The organism is Streptomyces sp. MB09-02B, from assembly GCF_033794485.1.
Classification (GTDB): domain Bacteria; phylum Actinomycetota; class Actinomycetes; order Streptomycetales; family Streptomycetaceae; genus Streptomyces.
This window is the reverse complement of the sequence record NZ_JARGEE010000001.1, coordinates 1-14338: the sequence shown is the minus strand read 5'-3', so window position 1 is coordinate 14338 and position 14338 is coordinate 1. Positions and strand designations below refer to the sequence as shown.

At 72.8% G+C, this 14338-nt stretch carries 11 protein-coding genes; 1 reads left to right on the top strand and 10 read right to left on the bottom strand.

Annotated elements, in window-relative coordinates; all coding sequences use genetic code 11:
- Positions 1-52: 52 nt before the first annotated feature.
- The 9 genes from P1P70_RS00055 to P1P70_RS00015 all read right to left on the bottom strand — a co-directional run bounded on the left by P1P70_RS00055 (position 53) and on the right by P1P70_RS00015 (position 10753).
- Positions 53-844, bottom strand: coding sequence for a class I SAM-dependent methyltransferase (locus P1P70_RS00055; RefSeq protein ID WP_319233436.1), 792 nt, complete (start codon positions 842-844; stop codon positions 53-55).
- Positions 841-2103 (bottom strand): MFS transporter, encoded by a 1263-nt coding sequence (locus P1P70_RS00050; RefSeq protein WP_319233434.1) that lies wholly within the window; start codon positions 2101-2103, stop codon positions 841-843. The genes P1P70_RS00055 and P1P70_RS00050 overlap by 4 nt, the downstream gene beginning before the upstream one ends.
- Complete coding sequence (locus tag P1P70_RS00045) at positions 2087-3172, bottom strand: dipeptide epimerase (protein WP_319233432.1); 1086 nt, start codon at positions 3170-3172, stop codon at positions 2087-2089. Before P1P70_RS00045 ends, P1P70_RS00050 begins: the two co-directional genes overlap by 17 nt.
- On the bottom strand, positions 3169-4257 hold the full coding sequence (locus P1P70_RS00040) for a cysteine synthase family protein (RefSeq protein WP_319233430.1): 1089 nt from the start codon (positions 4255-4257) through the stop codon (positions 3169-3171). The genes P1P70_RS00045 and P1P70_RS00040 overlap by 4 nt, the downstream gene beginning before the upstream one ends.
- Positions 4254-5105 carry a Rossmann-like domain-containing protein gene (locus P1P70_RS00035; protein ID WP_319233428.1) on the bottom strand — a complete coding sequence of 284 codons (852 nt, stop codon included), beginning with the start codon at positions 5103-5105 and terminating at the stop codon, positions 4254-4256. The genes P1P70_RS00040 and P1P70_RS00035 overlap by 4 nt, the downstream gene beginning before the upstream one ends.
- Positions 5102-6358, bottom strand: coding sequence for an ATP-grasp domain-containing protein (locus P1P70_RS00030; RefSeq protein WP_319233426.1), 1257 nt, complete (start codon positions 6356-6358; stop codon positions 5102-5104). The genes P1P70_RS00035 and P1P70_RS00030 overlap by 4 nt, the downstream gene beginning before the upstream one ends.
- A gap of 166 nt (positions 6359-6524) precedes the next feature.
- Positions 6525-7781, bottom strand: coding sequence for a DUF2201 family putative metallopeptidase (locus P1P70_RS00025; RefSeq protein WP_319233425.1), 1257 nt, complete (start codon positions 7779-7781; stop codon positions 6525-6527).
- Positions 7778-9031, bottom strand: coding sequence for a MoxR family ATPase (locus P1P70_RS00020; protein WP_319233423.1), 1254 nt, complete (start codon positions 9029-9031; stop codon positions 7778-7780). Before P1P70_RS00020 ends, P1P70_RS00025 begins: the two co-directional genes overlap by 4 nt.
- A 138-nt stretch (positions 9032-9169) precedes the next feature.
- Entirely contained in the window at positions 9170-10753 is a 1584-nt protein-coding gene (locus P1P70_RS00015) for a hypothetical protein (protein WP_319233422.1), read from the bottom strand.
- Positions 10754-11062: 309 nt separating this feature from the next.
- Here P1P70_RS00015 and P1P70_RS00010 point away from each other — a divergent pair, with 309 nt between their 5' ends.
- Positions 11063-12550, top strand: coding sequence for an MFS transporter (locus P1P70_RS00010; protein ID WP_319233420.1), 1488 nt, complete (start codon positions 11063-11065; stop codon positions 12548-12550).
- 59 nt (positions 12551-12609) lie between these two features.
- Here the strand turns inward: P1P70_RS00010 and P1P70_RS00005 are convergent, their stop codons facing one another.
- Complete coding sequence (locus P1P70_RS00005) at positions 12610-14295, bottom strand: cellulase family glycosylhydrolase (RefSeq protein WP_319233418.1); 1686 nt, start codon at positions 14293-14295, stop codon at positions 12610-12612.
- Between the last annotated feature and the right edge of the window lie 43 nt (positions 14296-14338).

Below are 14338 nucleotides of genomic sequence, written 5' to 3'. Positions count from 1 at the left end.
GTCGATGGGGAGGAGGGAGCGAGGAGGGATCAGGGGTGGGGGCGAGGAGGGATCAGTGGGTGGCGGCGAGGCGCGCGACGACGTGCAGACGGTCCGCGTCCGCCGTTCGGCCCGGCAACAAGCCCTCCCGCCACGGCGGTTCGGTGCGCGGGCCCGGCCCGTCGTGCAGTTCGAGCACGTCGAAACCGTGCGCGGTCAGGAAGTGGCGCAGCTCCTGTGGGAACAACAGCCGCCAGGCGGACCGCTGTTCGACGGGTGGACTGCCGTCGTCCGAGGTCCAGACGCGGGTACGGCGCAGCAGTTGGGCGGTGCGGTCCACGGCGAGGGTGGTGGTGGACCGGTAGGCGGTGCCCTGCCAGGTGAAGGAGTTGACGGCCGGAGTGTCGAGCAGGTCGGTACGGCCCAGGAAGTAGGCGCCGTTGCGCATCTCGGCGACCAGCAGCCCGCCGGGTGCCAGGGCCCGGCGGCAGGAGGAGAGGAAGCCGTCGAGCTGGTCGTTGGTGTGGCAGTACAGCGCGGAGCTGTCCAGGCAGACGACCGCGTCGAAGGCCGCCCGGCCCAGGTCGAAGCCATGCAGGTCGGCCCGTTTGTACGCCGGACCCGGATACCGGGCGCGGGCGTGGGAGAGCATCGCCTCGGACAGATCGGCGCCGGTCACCGTACGGCCGGCGTCATGCAGGTGGGCGGCGTCGCGTCCGGTGCCGCAGCCCAGGTCCAGGACCCGTGGACCGGCGCCGCGGCGCCGCAGGCAGTCCTCGGCCCAGCGCCCGGCCAGCCGCTCGGGGTCGGGGAAGCGGGCCTCGTACAGCTCCGGGTTGTCGGTGAGGAGGTTGGCGTGCGTCATGCCCTGCTCCTCTCACCGGCCGTGGCGGGAACCACGGGTTCGGGGTTCGCGGGCAGCGCGCCCAGCCGGTGCAGCCAGCCGACGCCGGCCGCCGACATCAGGCCGAACACGGCGCAGCACACCCACGGCAGCCAGGTGTGGCCGTCCCCTTCCCCGGTGTCCATGGCCCACCCGACGACGGTGTTGCCGACGGCGGCGGCGACGCCCGAGACGACGTAGAAGATCCCGAAGTACGTGCCGGTCAGCTCCGGGCGGCCGAAGCGGGGGATCAGCTCCATCACGAACGGCGAGGCCACCATGAGGCCGAGGTGGAGGAGCAGCGCGCCGAGGAGGACGGAGACGGCGGCGGTCCACCCGGAGGCGCCGAGCACGGCCCCCAGGGCCGGCGGCAGGAACGCCAGACCGGTCACGGCGAGTCCCACACTGATCCAACGGGCCCGGTCGCCACGTGACTTGAGCGACTTGGTGATACGGAGCTGCAGCGCGAGGTTGGCGAGTGTGCCGACGAGGAAGACGAGCCCCGCCGCCCCGTCCCAGCCGGTGGCCTCGCGGGCCCCGGCCGGCAGCAGCAGATACAGCTGGTTCTCCAGGGTGAACATGCCGACCATGGCGAGCGCGAAGGCCAGGAACGCCCGGTTGCCGAGCACCTCCCGCCAGTCCCCGAGGACTCTGCCGCCGCTCGGCTCGGCCTTTCGTGCCGGCAGGACGAGGGCCTGGGCGACGGTGAGGACGGCGAAGATCCCGGCGGCCGTGAGGGCGGACGTCCGGAAGTCCACCAGCAGCAGGGCGCTGCCCAGCAGCGGCCCGATCAGCGCACCCGTTGTCGCGAACACGTTGAACAGCGCGAACGCCTCGGCCTTGCGCTCCCCGGCCTCCTGGGAGAGATACGCCCGCACCGCCGGGTTGAACAGCGCCCCGGCGAGCCCGCTGAGCACCGACGCGGCGAGCAGCACCGCCAGTCCGTCGCCGAGCGCGAACAGCCCGAACCCGACGGTCCGCAGGGCGCACCCGGCGATGATCACGCCCCGCGCGCCGAGCCGGTCCGAGGCGGAACCGCCGATGATGAACAGGCCCTGCTGACTGAGGTTGCGGACACCCAGGACGACGCCGACGACGGCCGCCGACATGTCCAGGTTCTCGGTGAGGTGCGTGGCGAGGTAGGGGATCAGCAGGTAGAACCCGATGTTGACGCCGAGCTGGTTGACCAGGAGCAGGCGGACCGCGAACGGGAAACGACGTATCTCATGCCACGTCCGCACGGCGTGCCTCCCTGGTCCCGTCCGCCGCTCGCGGCCGAACTCCCAGTCCTGGCACGTCCGTCGTCCGTACGACCCCGTCGGTGCCGCCGATACCGGTCCACGGGTCGTCCGCGAGGAGGAGGTGTCCGTCGAGGTCCACCCAGCGGGCGCGGTCGGCGAGGTGGACGGCCGGGGCGAGACCGAGACTGCTGGCAGTCAGGCAGCCGAGCATCAGCTCCGTCCCGCTGCCCTCGATCAGCGCGGCGATCCGCAACGCCGCGTGGACACCACCGCACTTGGCGAGCTTGACGTTGACCCCGTGCACCCGACCCGCGAGGCGCCGGACGTCCTCCAGCCCCACGGCGTCCTCGTCGGCGACGACCGGCAGCGGGGAGCGCTCGGCCAGCGCGGCCAGCGCGTCCGGGTCGCCCGGGGCGAGCGGCTGCTCGACCGCCTCCACGCCCAGCTCCGCGAAGCGCGGCAGCAGCGCCTCCGCCTGTGGCACCGTCCAGGCGCCGTTGGGGTCGAGGAGGAGCCGGGCCCCGGGGGCGGCGTCACGGACGACCCGTACGCGTTCGACGTCGCTCTCGGGGTCGGGCGCTCCGGCCTTGACCTTGAGGACCTCGAAGCCGTTCGCGGCGAGGCGGCGCGCCTCGGCCGCGGCCCGGGTCGGTGAGGTGAGGCCGATGGTCCGGGCGGTCATGGCCATCGGCGCGCTCGGCGCGCCCAGCAGTCGGTGCACCGGGGCTCCGGCCCGCTTGCCGACGAGATCGAGGAGCGCGGCGCCGACGGCGGCGGTCACGGCCGGGGGAGTCTCCGGAGAACCGGCGACCTCGCCGTCCCGGAGGGCCTCCAGTGCGCTCTCCGGATCGGGGAAGCGCCGCAGGTCGGAGGAGGCGTCCGTGAGGAGCCGGCCCAACGTGTGGGCGTCGAGGCCGTAGTAGACGCTGGTGACGGCCTCACCGTGGCCCTGGACCCCGTCGTCGTCCTGGACGGTGAGCCACACCGCGTCACGCGCGGCCATGGTGGAGCGGGAGATGCGCAACGGCTCGGTGAGTTCGAGGCGTACGGTGCGCTGGCTGACCTTCACAGTCTCTCTTCCGAAGCGGGGACCTTGAGCGGGTCGGCGACCCTGCCGCACCGCACCCAGCCGACGGCCTCGGCCGCGCCCGGACGGGGGATCTCGACGGGCCGCGCGGCGGCGGAGGCCGGGTCGAGGCCGTGGGCGGTGGCGAAGTCGTCGTCGAAGACGCTGCCGAGGTAGCGGTGCGGGCCGTCCGGGAACACGGTGGCGACGACGGCGCCCGGGTGGACGCGGGCCGCCCAGGCCGCGACCAGCGCGACCGCGCCGGTGCTCCAGCCGCCGCTGACGAAGCTGCCCCGGGCGAGGCGGCGACAGCTGTCGACGGCCTCCGCCGGGCCGACCCAGTGCACCTCGTCGAAAGCGTCGTAGGCGACGTTGCGCGGATGGATGCTGCTGCCGAGACCGCGCATCAGCCTCGGCCGGGCCGGCTGGCCGAAGATCGTCGAACCGGGGGAGTCGACCCCGATGAGGCGCAGCGAGGGCCAGTGCCGTCGCAGCGGGCCGATGATGCCCGCGCTGTGGCCGCCGGTGCCGACGCTGCACACGAGTACGTCCAAGTGGTCGAGCTGCACGGCGAGTTCGGCGGCGAGCGAGGCGTAACCGGCCGTGTTGTCGGGGTTGTTGTACTGGTCGGGCCAGTACGCACCGGGCAGTACGGCGAGCAGCTCCCGCAGTCGCGTGAGGCGCGCCGCCTGCCAGCCGCCCTGCGCCGCCGGGCGGTCCACCAGCTCCAGGCGTACACCGTGCGAGCGCAGCAACTGCCGCATGGACGGCTCCAGTTCGCTGTCGCCGACCAGCACGACCGGATGGCCGAGGGCCTGCCCGGCGAAGGCGAGACCGATGCCCAGCGTGCCGGAGGTCGACTCCACCACGGGTGCGCCGGGCCGCAGTTCACCGCGCTCCCGGGCACCCAGCAGCATGGACACGGCGGCCCGTGCCTTCATCCCGCCCGCCGCGAGTCCCTCCAGCTTGGCCCAGAACCCGGGCTGCGGGCCGGGCAGATCCGCGGTGATGCGCGCCAGCGGGGTCCGTCCGACGAGGGACAGCAGCTCCGGCCGGGCGACGGTGCGCAGAACGGTCGACGAGGTCACGGGCGGTCTCCCGATCCCGGGCTCTCCACGCGGTAGCGGTGCAGCGTGCCCGCGCCCGCGTCCAGCCAGAAGAAGGGGTACGGCTCCGCGCACACCGCGCTCACCCCGTGCCCGAGGAACCGGGGCAGTACCGCGCTGCCCGTCTGCGCGAACATCACCAGCTGCTTGCCGTGCGACAGGGCGTGGCGCCGCAACGGCTCGAAGGTGCCGTTGCTCAGTGTCATCCCGGAGACCAGCAGCGCGTCGCAGCGTTCGGCCGCGTCGAGCGCGTCGGTGACGACCTCCTCGCCCCACTCCGTGGTCCCGCCCTTGAGGTCGCACGGCACATACCGCAGCCCTCGTGAACGCAGGGCCTCCAGGAGGGAGTTGACGACCCCGACCACGAGCACGGTCGCGCCCGGCGGCAGGTCGAGCAGTTCGACGACGGCCCGCGCCCGCGCCCGCGACTTCTCCAGAGACGTACCGGCCGGGAGGGGGAACGGCCGGGCGCCGTTCTCGGGTGTGTGCGGGCCGACGTGCATCAGATAGGCGTCCAGGGCGGCCACCCGCACCGGCGGCAGCGGATGGTCCAGGAGCCGGGCGACATCGGCGCCGACACAGTCGTCGATCGCCGCGTCCGGCAGGGCTCCGGGCTCGACCGCGCAGGATCCCACGGCGCCGGCGAGACGCAGACTGAGCACCTCGTTGCGGTAGCCGGTGCCCCGCCCGTCGTGCCGCACGGCCTGCCGGGTCACGAACGCGACCGCGATGCGCAGCGTTCCGGGGTCCGGACCGAGCCGACCGGCCCGCGCCCGCTCCAGCAGCTCTTCGTACGTGACCGTCCCGGCCACCGGCGCGACGGTGCTCACCGGATCACCAGTGCGGCACTCAACTCGCCCAACAGCGACTCGACATGGTCGCGGGCGCCCGGTCCACCGGGGTCGCCCACCATGACGTGGCCGAGATACTCGTTGTTGCTGCCGGCCGACCTGACCTGCCGGCCTGGCTCGGCGAGCTGGACCTCCAACACGTTCGCCCCGTCGGCGAGTTCACCGCCGTCCAGGGCTTCGAGGGTGCCCGAGGTCTCCGGTACGAGGAAGCCGACGGCCGCGCTGCGCAGGCCGGTCTCCCGCCGCCGCAGGTCGGGTTCGCGGCCGAGGGCGACCTCCACGGCGGCCGCGGCGAGGTCGATGCCGGTGACATGGCGGACCAGCTCGGTGATGCGGTTCCCGGCGGGCCGGGGGTTCACCTCGACCACGCGTGGGCCGGCCGGGGTCAGCTTGATCTCGGTGTGGGCGACGACGCCGTCGGTCAGCCCGAGTGCCTTGAGCGCCCCCAGCGCGGTCTGTTCGGCCGCCTCGGTGTCGGCGCCCGTCAGCGCGGCGGGGAACATGTGCCCGGTCTCGATGAACGCGGGCGCCCCGCCGACGCTCTTGTCGGTCACGCCCACGACGTGCACCGCCCCCGCGTGGGACACGGTCTCGACGCTCACCTCGGGGCCGGTCAGCAGCTCTTCGAGGAGGACGGCGGGTACCCGGCGCTGCCCGCGCGCGTTCAGCGGGAAGTCGGCCAACGACCGTACAGCCGAGGCGAGTTCGGTCTCGTCGTCCACCCTGCGCACATACATGCCCGCGCACAGGTCGACGGGTTTGACCACCAGCGGATAGCCGATCTCCCGTGCCGCGCGGGCGATGTCGGCCCACTCCTCGTGCAGGGCGAAGCGGGGTCCGGGCACACCGGCGTCGGCGAGGACCCGGCGGGTGGCGTCCTTGCGGCAGGCGTCCGCCACGGCCTGCGGGCCCGGTCCGGGGAGCCCGAGGAGCCCGGCGATCCGGGCCACCGTCGGCAGGTAGTAGTCGCAGGACGAGATCACCCCGTCGAAGCCGAACACCGTGTGCAGGCGTTCCGTCTCCGGCAGCAGGGTGTCGAGGTCGTTGGTGTCGGCCGTGACCACGTTCCGCGCGCCCAGCAGCGGATGGGCCGTGCCCTCGGGGGCCGAGCGCAGGTAGTGGTGCAGGTCGCGGGTGAGGAACGTGAACTCGTGTCCGCCCTCCCGGATGGCCCGTGGGAGCAGCCTGCTCATCGATCCGACCCAGCTCTCGACGACCAACAGATGAGCCACAGCTCCCCTTTTCGTGCGGTGCGTTCAGGCGTCAGGGCAGCCCGACGGCACCTCGACCAGGAGGCGCCCGGCTTGACGTGTGCACCTTATCGATAATCGTTTTCATTGTCATCGGGGAGTGTGGAGGAGACGGAGGAGGTGGAGGAAGGGCGGGACCCGTCCCGGCCTAGCCGATCTGGACCACGCGGGCCCAGTCGGGCGGTGTGTCCGGTACGTAGTCGGGATCGTCCTCGTCGTACGTGGTGTGCGCGTGGTGACGGGGGAAGAGGCCGACCACCGTCCGGCACGGGGGCCGCGAGCTGGGCCAGGGGGTCTGCCCGTCGGTGAGGACCACGATCACGTCGGGCCTGGGGTGGCTGCGGAGCGCCTTGGCGAACCCCGCGCGCAGGTTCGTCCCGCCGCCGCCCATCAGCGGGATGCCCTCCGCCCGGCACAGCGGGTGGGCGATCCGGGCCGCCGCGTCGCACGGGACGACGGTGACGAGGTCACGGCGGCCTCCCACGGCCCGGGAGATCGCGGCGACCTCCAGCAGCGCGCTGCCCAGCTCCGCGTCGCTGACCGACCCCGAGGTGTCGATGATCACGGAGACGTGGGGCGGGCGGCGCCGCAGGCTCGGCAGCACCGTGCCCGGCACACCGGCGGAGCGCCGCGACGGCCGGCCGTAGCTGTAGTCCTCGCCGGCGCCCGGCGCGGACGCCGCGGACCGGACCGCCGCACCCAGCAACGCCCGCCACGGCTGCGGCGGATGGAACGCCTCCTCCGCCCAGCGCTGCCAGCCCTCGGGCGCGGATCCCGGACGGCCCTTGATGCCCTGGGCCACCCGGAACCGGACCGCGTCCCGTTCCTGCGCGGTCAGTCCGTGCGCCCCGTCCGGGCCCAGTTCCCACCCCCGCTCCAGCCCGTCGGCGCCGCTGCCGCAGTCCAGCCACGCCAACTCCAAGGTGGCAGCGCCGAGTTGGAACTGCCGTAGATAGTCCTCCATCAACTGTCCCGGGGGCAGCTTCAGGAACGCCGGTTCGACGGCCCCCGCGGGCTTGACCAGTCCGTCGCCGAAGATGTCGTCGTTGATCTCGCAGTCGGCGGCGATGTTCATCCGCAGCCGCTCCCCGGGGCCGGTGAGTTCCCGCTCCTTGGCGACCCGGTCGCTGCGCCCGTGATGGTCCCGCAGCAGATGGGACACCTCGTGCACCCACACCCCGGCCAGCTCCTCCACCGGCGTGCGGTCCACGAAGCCGGGGGAGACGTAGCACCGCCAGTACCGGTCCACGGCCATCGTGGGGACCCGCCGGGACTCGACGGTGTGCAGCGCGAAGAGGGCCGTCGCCAGATACGGCCGGGCCCGCGCCGCCTGGAGCCGGGCGGTGAAGAGCTTGTCGAGGTCGAGGGCGCCGTCGCCGATGTCGTGCCCGGTGTCCGTGCTCATCGGCGGACCTTCGTCGCCGTCTTCGCGCGGGCCGCCGCCTCGTCCGCCCGCCGGGAGAGGGTGACCACTCCGGCGAGGTTCTCGATCGCCGTCGGAACGTCCCAGTCGTCGCGGCGCAGTGAGGCCAGGGTGGTGGCGGGCACGACCACCAGATCCGGCGCCCCTGTCTCCAACGCCCGGACCAGCAGCGTCCATGCCGCGTCCCAGCGTGCCTTGTCCGGCCGCGACCGGACCGCCGCCACCACCCCGTCGAGCACCGCCTGCCGCAAGTCCCCCCGCTGGGGCAGTTCCTCCGCCGTCGGATCGGCGAGCAGCACCTCGGGATCGGGGAGGTCCAGCCGGTCCAGTCCGGCCAGCAGCTCCAGCCCCGGACCGTCGCCGACGGTGCCCCGTACCAGGAGGGACAGCACCTCGCGCGAGACACCGGAGGCCGTCGCGAAGGCGATCAGACGCAGCGTCATCTCCCAGCTCCGCGGCGACGGCCACGGCCCGCCCCGTCGGGTCTCGCTGTTGGGCAGCTGATGCACCAGCTTGGGCCGCGCGGCCAGCAGCGTGCACACCGCGCGCCGGGCGAAGTCCACGGCCTCCGCCAGCCGCTCCGGTGCCAGCCGCGGCAGGGTGGCCCGGGGCCAGGTTCCCCCGAGCCCTCGTACGACCACCTCGTGGTCGTGCGTCCACTGCAGGTGTACGAACCGGTTGGCCAGCGGCGGACTCAGCTCCCAGCCGTCGGCCGCCGAGGACCTGGGGTTGGCGGCGGCCACGATCCTGACGTCCGGCGGCAGTTGGAGCGTGCCGATCCTGCGCTCCAGCACCAGCCGCAACAACGCGGCCTGGACTGCGGGCGGCGCCGTCGACAGCTCGTCCAGGAACAGCAGCCCCCGGCCGGCGCGCACCAGCCGCACCGCCCAGTCCGGCGGAGCCATGGGGACACCCTGCTCGGCCGGGTCGTCCCCCACGATCGGCAGGCCGGAGAAGTCGGACGGCTCGTGGACGCTGGCGATCACGGTCGTCAGCGGAAGATCCAGCGAGGCCGCGAGCTGGGTCAGCGCCGCGGTCTTGCCGATGCCCGGCTCACCCCACAGCAGTACGGGCAGGTCCGCGGCGACGGCCAGGGTCAGCGCCTCCAGCTGGATGTCGGGGCGCGGTTCGGTGGACGTGGTGCGCAGCATGCTCAACAGGTCTGCGGCCACGTCGAGTTGGGAGAGCGGGTCGGCGTCGGAGGGGAGGGCGAACGGCGTGCGTGTGGACATGTGTGATCACCTTGGGGTGTAGAGAGCCGAAGTCGGACGTGCGCGGTCGGGCGCACGCGAATGGCGCGGTCGGAAGCGTGTGAGGTGCGCAGGCGTCAGCGCGTGAGATGCGCGGTCGTCAGCGCGTGAGGTGCGTGGTCAGAAGAAGGTCGCCACGCGGGGGCGGCGCTGGCGGGACGGGCGACGGCCGACGTTGGAGCGGACCCGGCCGGGGAGGGGTTCGGCGAGACCGGCCCGGTACAGCCCGTAGACGATGCGCCGGTGCGCGGCGGACTCCAACTCGTCCCGCAGCGGGCCGTCACGCAGGACCGCGTCGGGACCCAGGAGCCCTTCGACGACCGCCAGCGCACCGGCGACGTCCCCGTGGTCCAGGCGCTCGCGCACACCGGACAGACAGTCCGGGCGACGGTGTGCCTCGTCGATGGCCCGCAGACAGGGCAGCGGGGTACCGGTCAGTGCGACCAGCAGGTCCTCACGCCGGAGTTCGTCCGGGTCGTGGTCGAGGGCCACCAGCACGCCGTCGACCAGACCGATCCGGTGGCGCTCTCCCCGGCACTCCACGATCCGCGGCTGCCCCGCCCGGTCCGGCGCCTCGGCCGGGACCGACGGCACATGGTCCTCTACCAGCGCCGACGCGACCAGCGGATGCAACCGATGGACGTCGATCGCACCGGCACGGATCAGCTCCAGATCGGGCAGGACCCAGGTCGCGGCGTCGGGCAGCACCGGCAACGCGCCGAGGGCACCGTCGTCCCCGGACACGGCCGTGAGCCGTGGCACGGACGGCCGGGCGCCGTCCCCAGCCGCCGGGCGGGCGTCCTCGCCCGGTGCCCGGCCTGTGACGGCATCCGGGCCCAGGTCGAGGACGAGCCGCCGGGCGCCGCACCGTACGACGACGGAGCCGGTGGACCGCCCTTCGGCGCGCAACACGATCGCCGCTTCCTCCGCCCACCGCTCGACAGCACCACCGTGCTCCGCCGCCCATGCCCACAACTCGTCCGATGCCGTCGATAGAGGCAGAGGCAGAGGCAGAGGCAGAGGCAGAGGCAGAGGCAGAGGCTGGGGCGGAGGCGCAGGCGCATGCGCATACGCAGGAAGAGACAGCGGCGGGTGCGGGTGCGGGTGCGGGTGCGGCTGCGGGTCCGGCGGTGGCGGTGCCCCGTCGACCGTCGGCCGGTCCGCTCCCGCACGGCTCCGCAGCTCACCGGCCCTGCGCGCGTCCCAGAGGTGGCGATGCAGATCGAACCGGTGGCGACGGCTGGGCCGTGGATGGGGATGACCCCGGGCCTCGGGCCCGGAACCCTCCCACAGCGCGAGACCGATCCGCTGACCGGCGTCCGCCCACGCGGGCGGAGTGCGGGCCACCAGATGCACCGGCCCCGGGCCGGCATCACCCGCCGTCCGGTACCGCGCCAGAGTGAGGGTCAGGCCCGGGCGCAGCAGCCCGTCGGGAGCGATCCTCGGCATGTGCCAGCGCAGCAGGTCAGGCGCCAAGTGCCGTAGATCCGACCGGACTCGGCCGGCCAGCTCCGAGCCGTGACGGCTCGTCAGGGAACGCAGGTCGAGATCGATGTCGATGGCTGCGGCGGCACATGCCCCGGCCCAGTCGCCGACAGCACGGCGGGCGGTCGCAGTCTCGATCATGGAGGGTGGCACGGCGAACTCGCGCACGCGCCACCAGAAGGAAAGCCGGGAGTCCCCGTTCGCGACATCGGTGAGCATCAGCACTCACCTTGCGCGGACGGGACCCCCGATCTGCTGAGGGAATGAGTAGTCATCGCGGGGATCGTAGCGCCACGCCTCTCGCTCCCGCACCTGTTTTTTTCGACCTGGTGTGCGCGCCCGGGTTCACCGTGCCCAAGTGGTGAGGGTCAGGGCACCGGCGTACGGTCGAACAGTGAACGCGGCGGTGGACGCGACCGTGCACCGCACCCTGCCTCAGCGACGCCTTGGCGACACCTCATGAGCGACTCGCGGCCGACCTCCCCAGCGCCGACCACCACCTCGGAACCAGGTGGTGGTGGAAGCGCGATGGCGCTGTTCGTCATCGCCTCGTGCCAGTTGATGGTGGTGCTCGACATCACCATCGTGAACATCGCGCTGCCGGACATCCAGCGGTCGCTGGACTTCTCGACGACGAGCCTCGCGTGGGTGGTCAACGCGTACACACTCACCTTCGGCGGTCTGCTGCTGCTGGGCGGACGGGCCGGGGACATCCTCGGCCGGCGGCGGGTGTTCATCTTCGGTGTGCTGCTGTTCGTGCTGGCCTCGCTCCTCGGCGGCCTCGCCCAGAACGAGGCCCAACTCCTCGCCGCCCGCGCCCTCCAGGGCGTCGGCGGCGCCATCGCGTCCCCGACCTCCCTGGCGCTGATCAGTACGACGTTCCGCGAAGGACCCGAACGCAACCGGGCCTTCGGGGTGTTCGCGGCCGTGTCGGCGGGCGGCGGGGCCATCGGGCTGCTCGCGGGCGGCATCCTCGTGGAGTGGCTGAACTGGCGGTGGGTGCTCTTCGTCAACGTGCCGATCGGCCTGCTGATCGCGCTGGCCACGCCCCGCTGGATCAAGGAGTCCGAACGACACCCGGGTCACTTCGACATCACCGGCGCGCTGACCTCCACGCTGGGCATGGTGCTCCTGGTGTACGGCTTCATCCGGGCCGCGCAGGAGGGCTGGCGTGACGGGCTGACGCTGGCGTCGTTCGCCGGGGCCGTGGTGCTGCTCGTGGTGTTCGTGCTCGTGGAGAGGCGGTCCCGGCAGCCGATCACCCCGCTGCACATGTTCGCCGACCGCAACCGCGCGGGCACCTACGGGATCATGCTGTGCCTGGCCGCCGCGATCTTCGGCATGTTCTTCTTCCTGACGCTCTTCACCCAGAACGTCCTGGACTTCAGCCCGCTGGCCACCGGGTTCGCGTTCCTGCCGGTCAGCGCGGTCATCGCGGTCGGCGCCGGGCTGACCTCACGGTTCCTGCCCGTGTACGGACCCAAACCGTTCATGGTGGTGGGCGCGATCCTCGCGGCGGCCGGCCTGGGGTGGCTGACCCTGACCGACGTGGACTCCACCTATGCCGGCAGTGTGCTCGGCCCGATGCTCGTCTTCAGCCTGGGCATGGGCATGGAGTTCGTCGCACTGACCCTGATGGCGCTCTCCGACGTCACCCCCGCGGAGACCGGCGCCGCCTCCGGACTCCTCAACGCCACCCAGCAGGTCGGCGGTTCCCTCGGCCTCTCCATCCTCGTCACGATGTTCGGCACGGCCAGCACCAACGAGGCGGAGAAACAGGTCCCGGACTTCCTCTCACAGGCGACCCCGGCGGAGCGTCTGGAGTTCGAGCGGACCGGGCAGCTGCCGAAGCCCTGGTCCGACGAGGTGCTCACCGCGGGTGTCTCGGCCGCCTTCGTCATGGCGGCGATCTTCACCGTGATCGCGGCCCTGATCGCCGTCCTGGCCATCCAGGTACGGCCCTCCGACCTGGAGCGGCTGAAGGGCGGGATGGGCCCCGGCGCGCCGCCCGGCTGAGGCGCGGCACGCCGGAGCGTGTGTCAACTGGTGCTGCAGGCAGCCCCGTTGAGCGCGCCTCAAGTGGTGGTGCAGGCAGCGCCGTTCAGCGTGAACGCGGTCGGTGCGGGGTTGGCGGCGCCGCGTGTCGCCGTGAAGCCGAGGGTCACCGAACCCGACGCGGGGATGTTCGCGGTGTACGAGGCCGCGGTGACGGTCACGTCCGCGCCGGACTGGGTCGCCGTACCACCCCACAGGTGGGAGACGCGCTGCCCACCGGCGAAGGCCCAGCGGAGGGTCCAGCCGTTGACCGCCGAGGTGCCGGTGTTGCGCAGGACGAGCTCGCCCTGGAAGCCACCGGACCACTCGCCCGTCACCCGGTAGCCGACGGCGCAGGCCGCCGTGGAGCCACCGGAGGCCGTCGTGAGGGTCACGGTCCCCGAGCGCGGCGAGCGGTTGCCGGCCGCGTCGCGCGCGTAGACGGCGAAGGTGTAGGAGGTGGCGGGCGTCAGGCCCGTGAGCGTGGCGGAGGTGCCGGTCGTGGTCGTCGAGGTGGTCTCCGTCGAGCCGTTGACACGGACCACGTCATAGCCGGTGACACCGACCGCGTCGGTGGCGGCGGCCCAGGTCAGCGTCGCCGACGAGGAGGTCACCCCGGACGCGGTCGGGGTGCCGGGCGCGGTCGGGGGAGTGGTGTCACCGCCGGAGGCCGAGTAGATCGCGGCCTCCTTCGCCGTGGCGGCGATCCCGTTCGCGCCGTTGAACAGGCGTTGCCCCCAGCCGGTCAACTGGTTCGGGTCGAAGTTCGTGACCATGTCCAGATACTCGACGCCGCCGCCGTTGCCGCTCCAGGACCAGCCGAGGTAGCCGAGGCCGAGGCGCTGCGCGGTGGCGAGGATGGCGTCCTCGTCGGGGTTGCCGTCGGAGTGGTCGTGCCCGAACTCGCCCACCACGAGGGGGAGTTTCGCGGCGACGAACCGGTTGAGGTAGTCGCTCACCTCGGCCGCCGTGTCGTAGACGCCGTACATGTGGATGGAGAAGACCGTGTTGGCGTCCGGGTCGGCCGCGAAGACCGACGCCGCGTTGTCGCGCATCGTGAACGCCCAGTCCTGGCCCCAGTTGGGGGCGTCCACCATGATCGTGTGGTCGAATCCGGCGGCGCGCAGCTTCTGGATCGCCGCCTTGGTGTCGGCCGTCCAGCCCGCGTAGTTGTTGTTGCCGTAGGGCTCGTTGCCGATGTTGACGATGACGTGGTCCTCCTGGCCGGTGAGCGCGCCCTGCACACCGATCCAGTAGTCGGCTGCCCGCGCGAGCGTGACCGCCCCGCTCTGCTCGCCGTACCCCGTGGTGTCGTGCACCTCCAGCACACAGATCAGCCGGTTGCGCTTGCACTGCGCCACGACGTTCGCCACGTCGGCGGTGTCGTTGCGGGTCCACCGGTCTCCGCTGGAGAGGACCACGCGGACCGTGTTGGCGCCCTTGGCCTTGATGTGGGCCAGGGCGCCGATCTGGTTCGGATACCAGGTGTGGGCGTGGTTGACGCCGCGCATCACGAAGTCGTCGCCCGACCGCTCCAGCAGCCGACCGTTCTCCACCCGGAAACCGGCGGGGGCCGCCGGGGCCGCCCGGGCCGCCTGCGCCGGAGCGCCGAAGGCGAACAGGGGGAGCAGCAAGCCGAGGAGGGCGGCGGCGAGCGCGGAGGCGAGTACGGGGCGTGCGGGCTGTGTGGGGCGTGGGCGGCCCGGGGGACGCGTACGGAATCTCATGGCGGCTCCAGCAGACGGGGAGTGAGGAGGGGCGCTGGTGGAT

Bases quoted from the DNA above. Each gene is read 5' to 3' on its own strand.
- P1P70_RS00055 (WP_319233436.1), bottom strand. From the start codon at position 844: ATGACGCACGCCAACCTCCTCACCGACAACCCGGAGCTGTACGAGGCC.
- P1P70_RS00025 (WP_319233425.1), bottom strand. From the start codon at position 7,781: ATGAGCACGGACACCGGGCACGACATCGGCGACGGCGCCCTCGACCTC.
- P1P70_RS00020 (WP_319233423.1), bottom strand. From the start codon at position 9,031: ATGTCCACACGCACGCCGTTCGCCCTCCCCTCCGACGCCGACCCGCTC.
- P1P70_RS00015 (WP_319233422.1), bottom strand. From the start codon at position 10,753: ATGCTCACCGATGTCGCGAACGGGGACTCCCGGCTTTCCTTCTGGTGG.
- P1P70_RS00010 (WP_319233420.1), top strand. From the start codon at position 11,063: ATGGCGCTGTTCGTCATCGCCTCGTGCCAGTTGATGGTGGTGCTCGAC.
- P1P70_RS00005 (WP_319233418.1), bottom strand. From the start codon at position 14,295: ATGAGATTCCGTACGCGTCCCCCGGGCCGCCCACGCCCCACACAGCCC.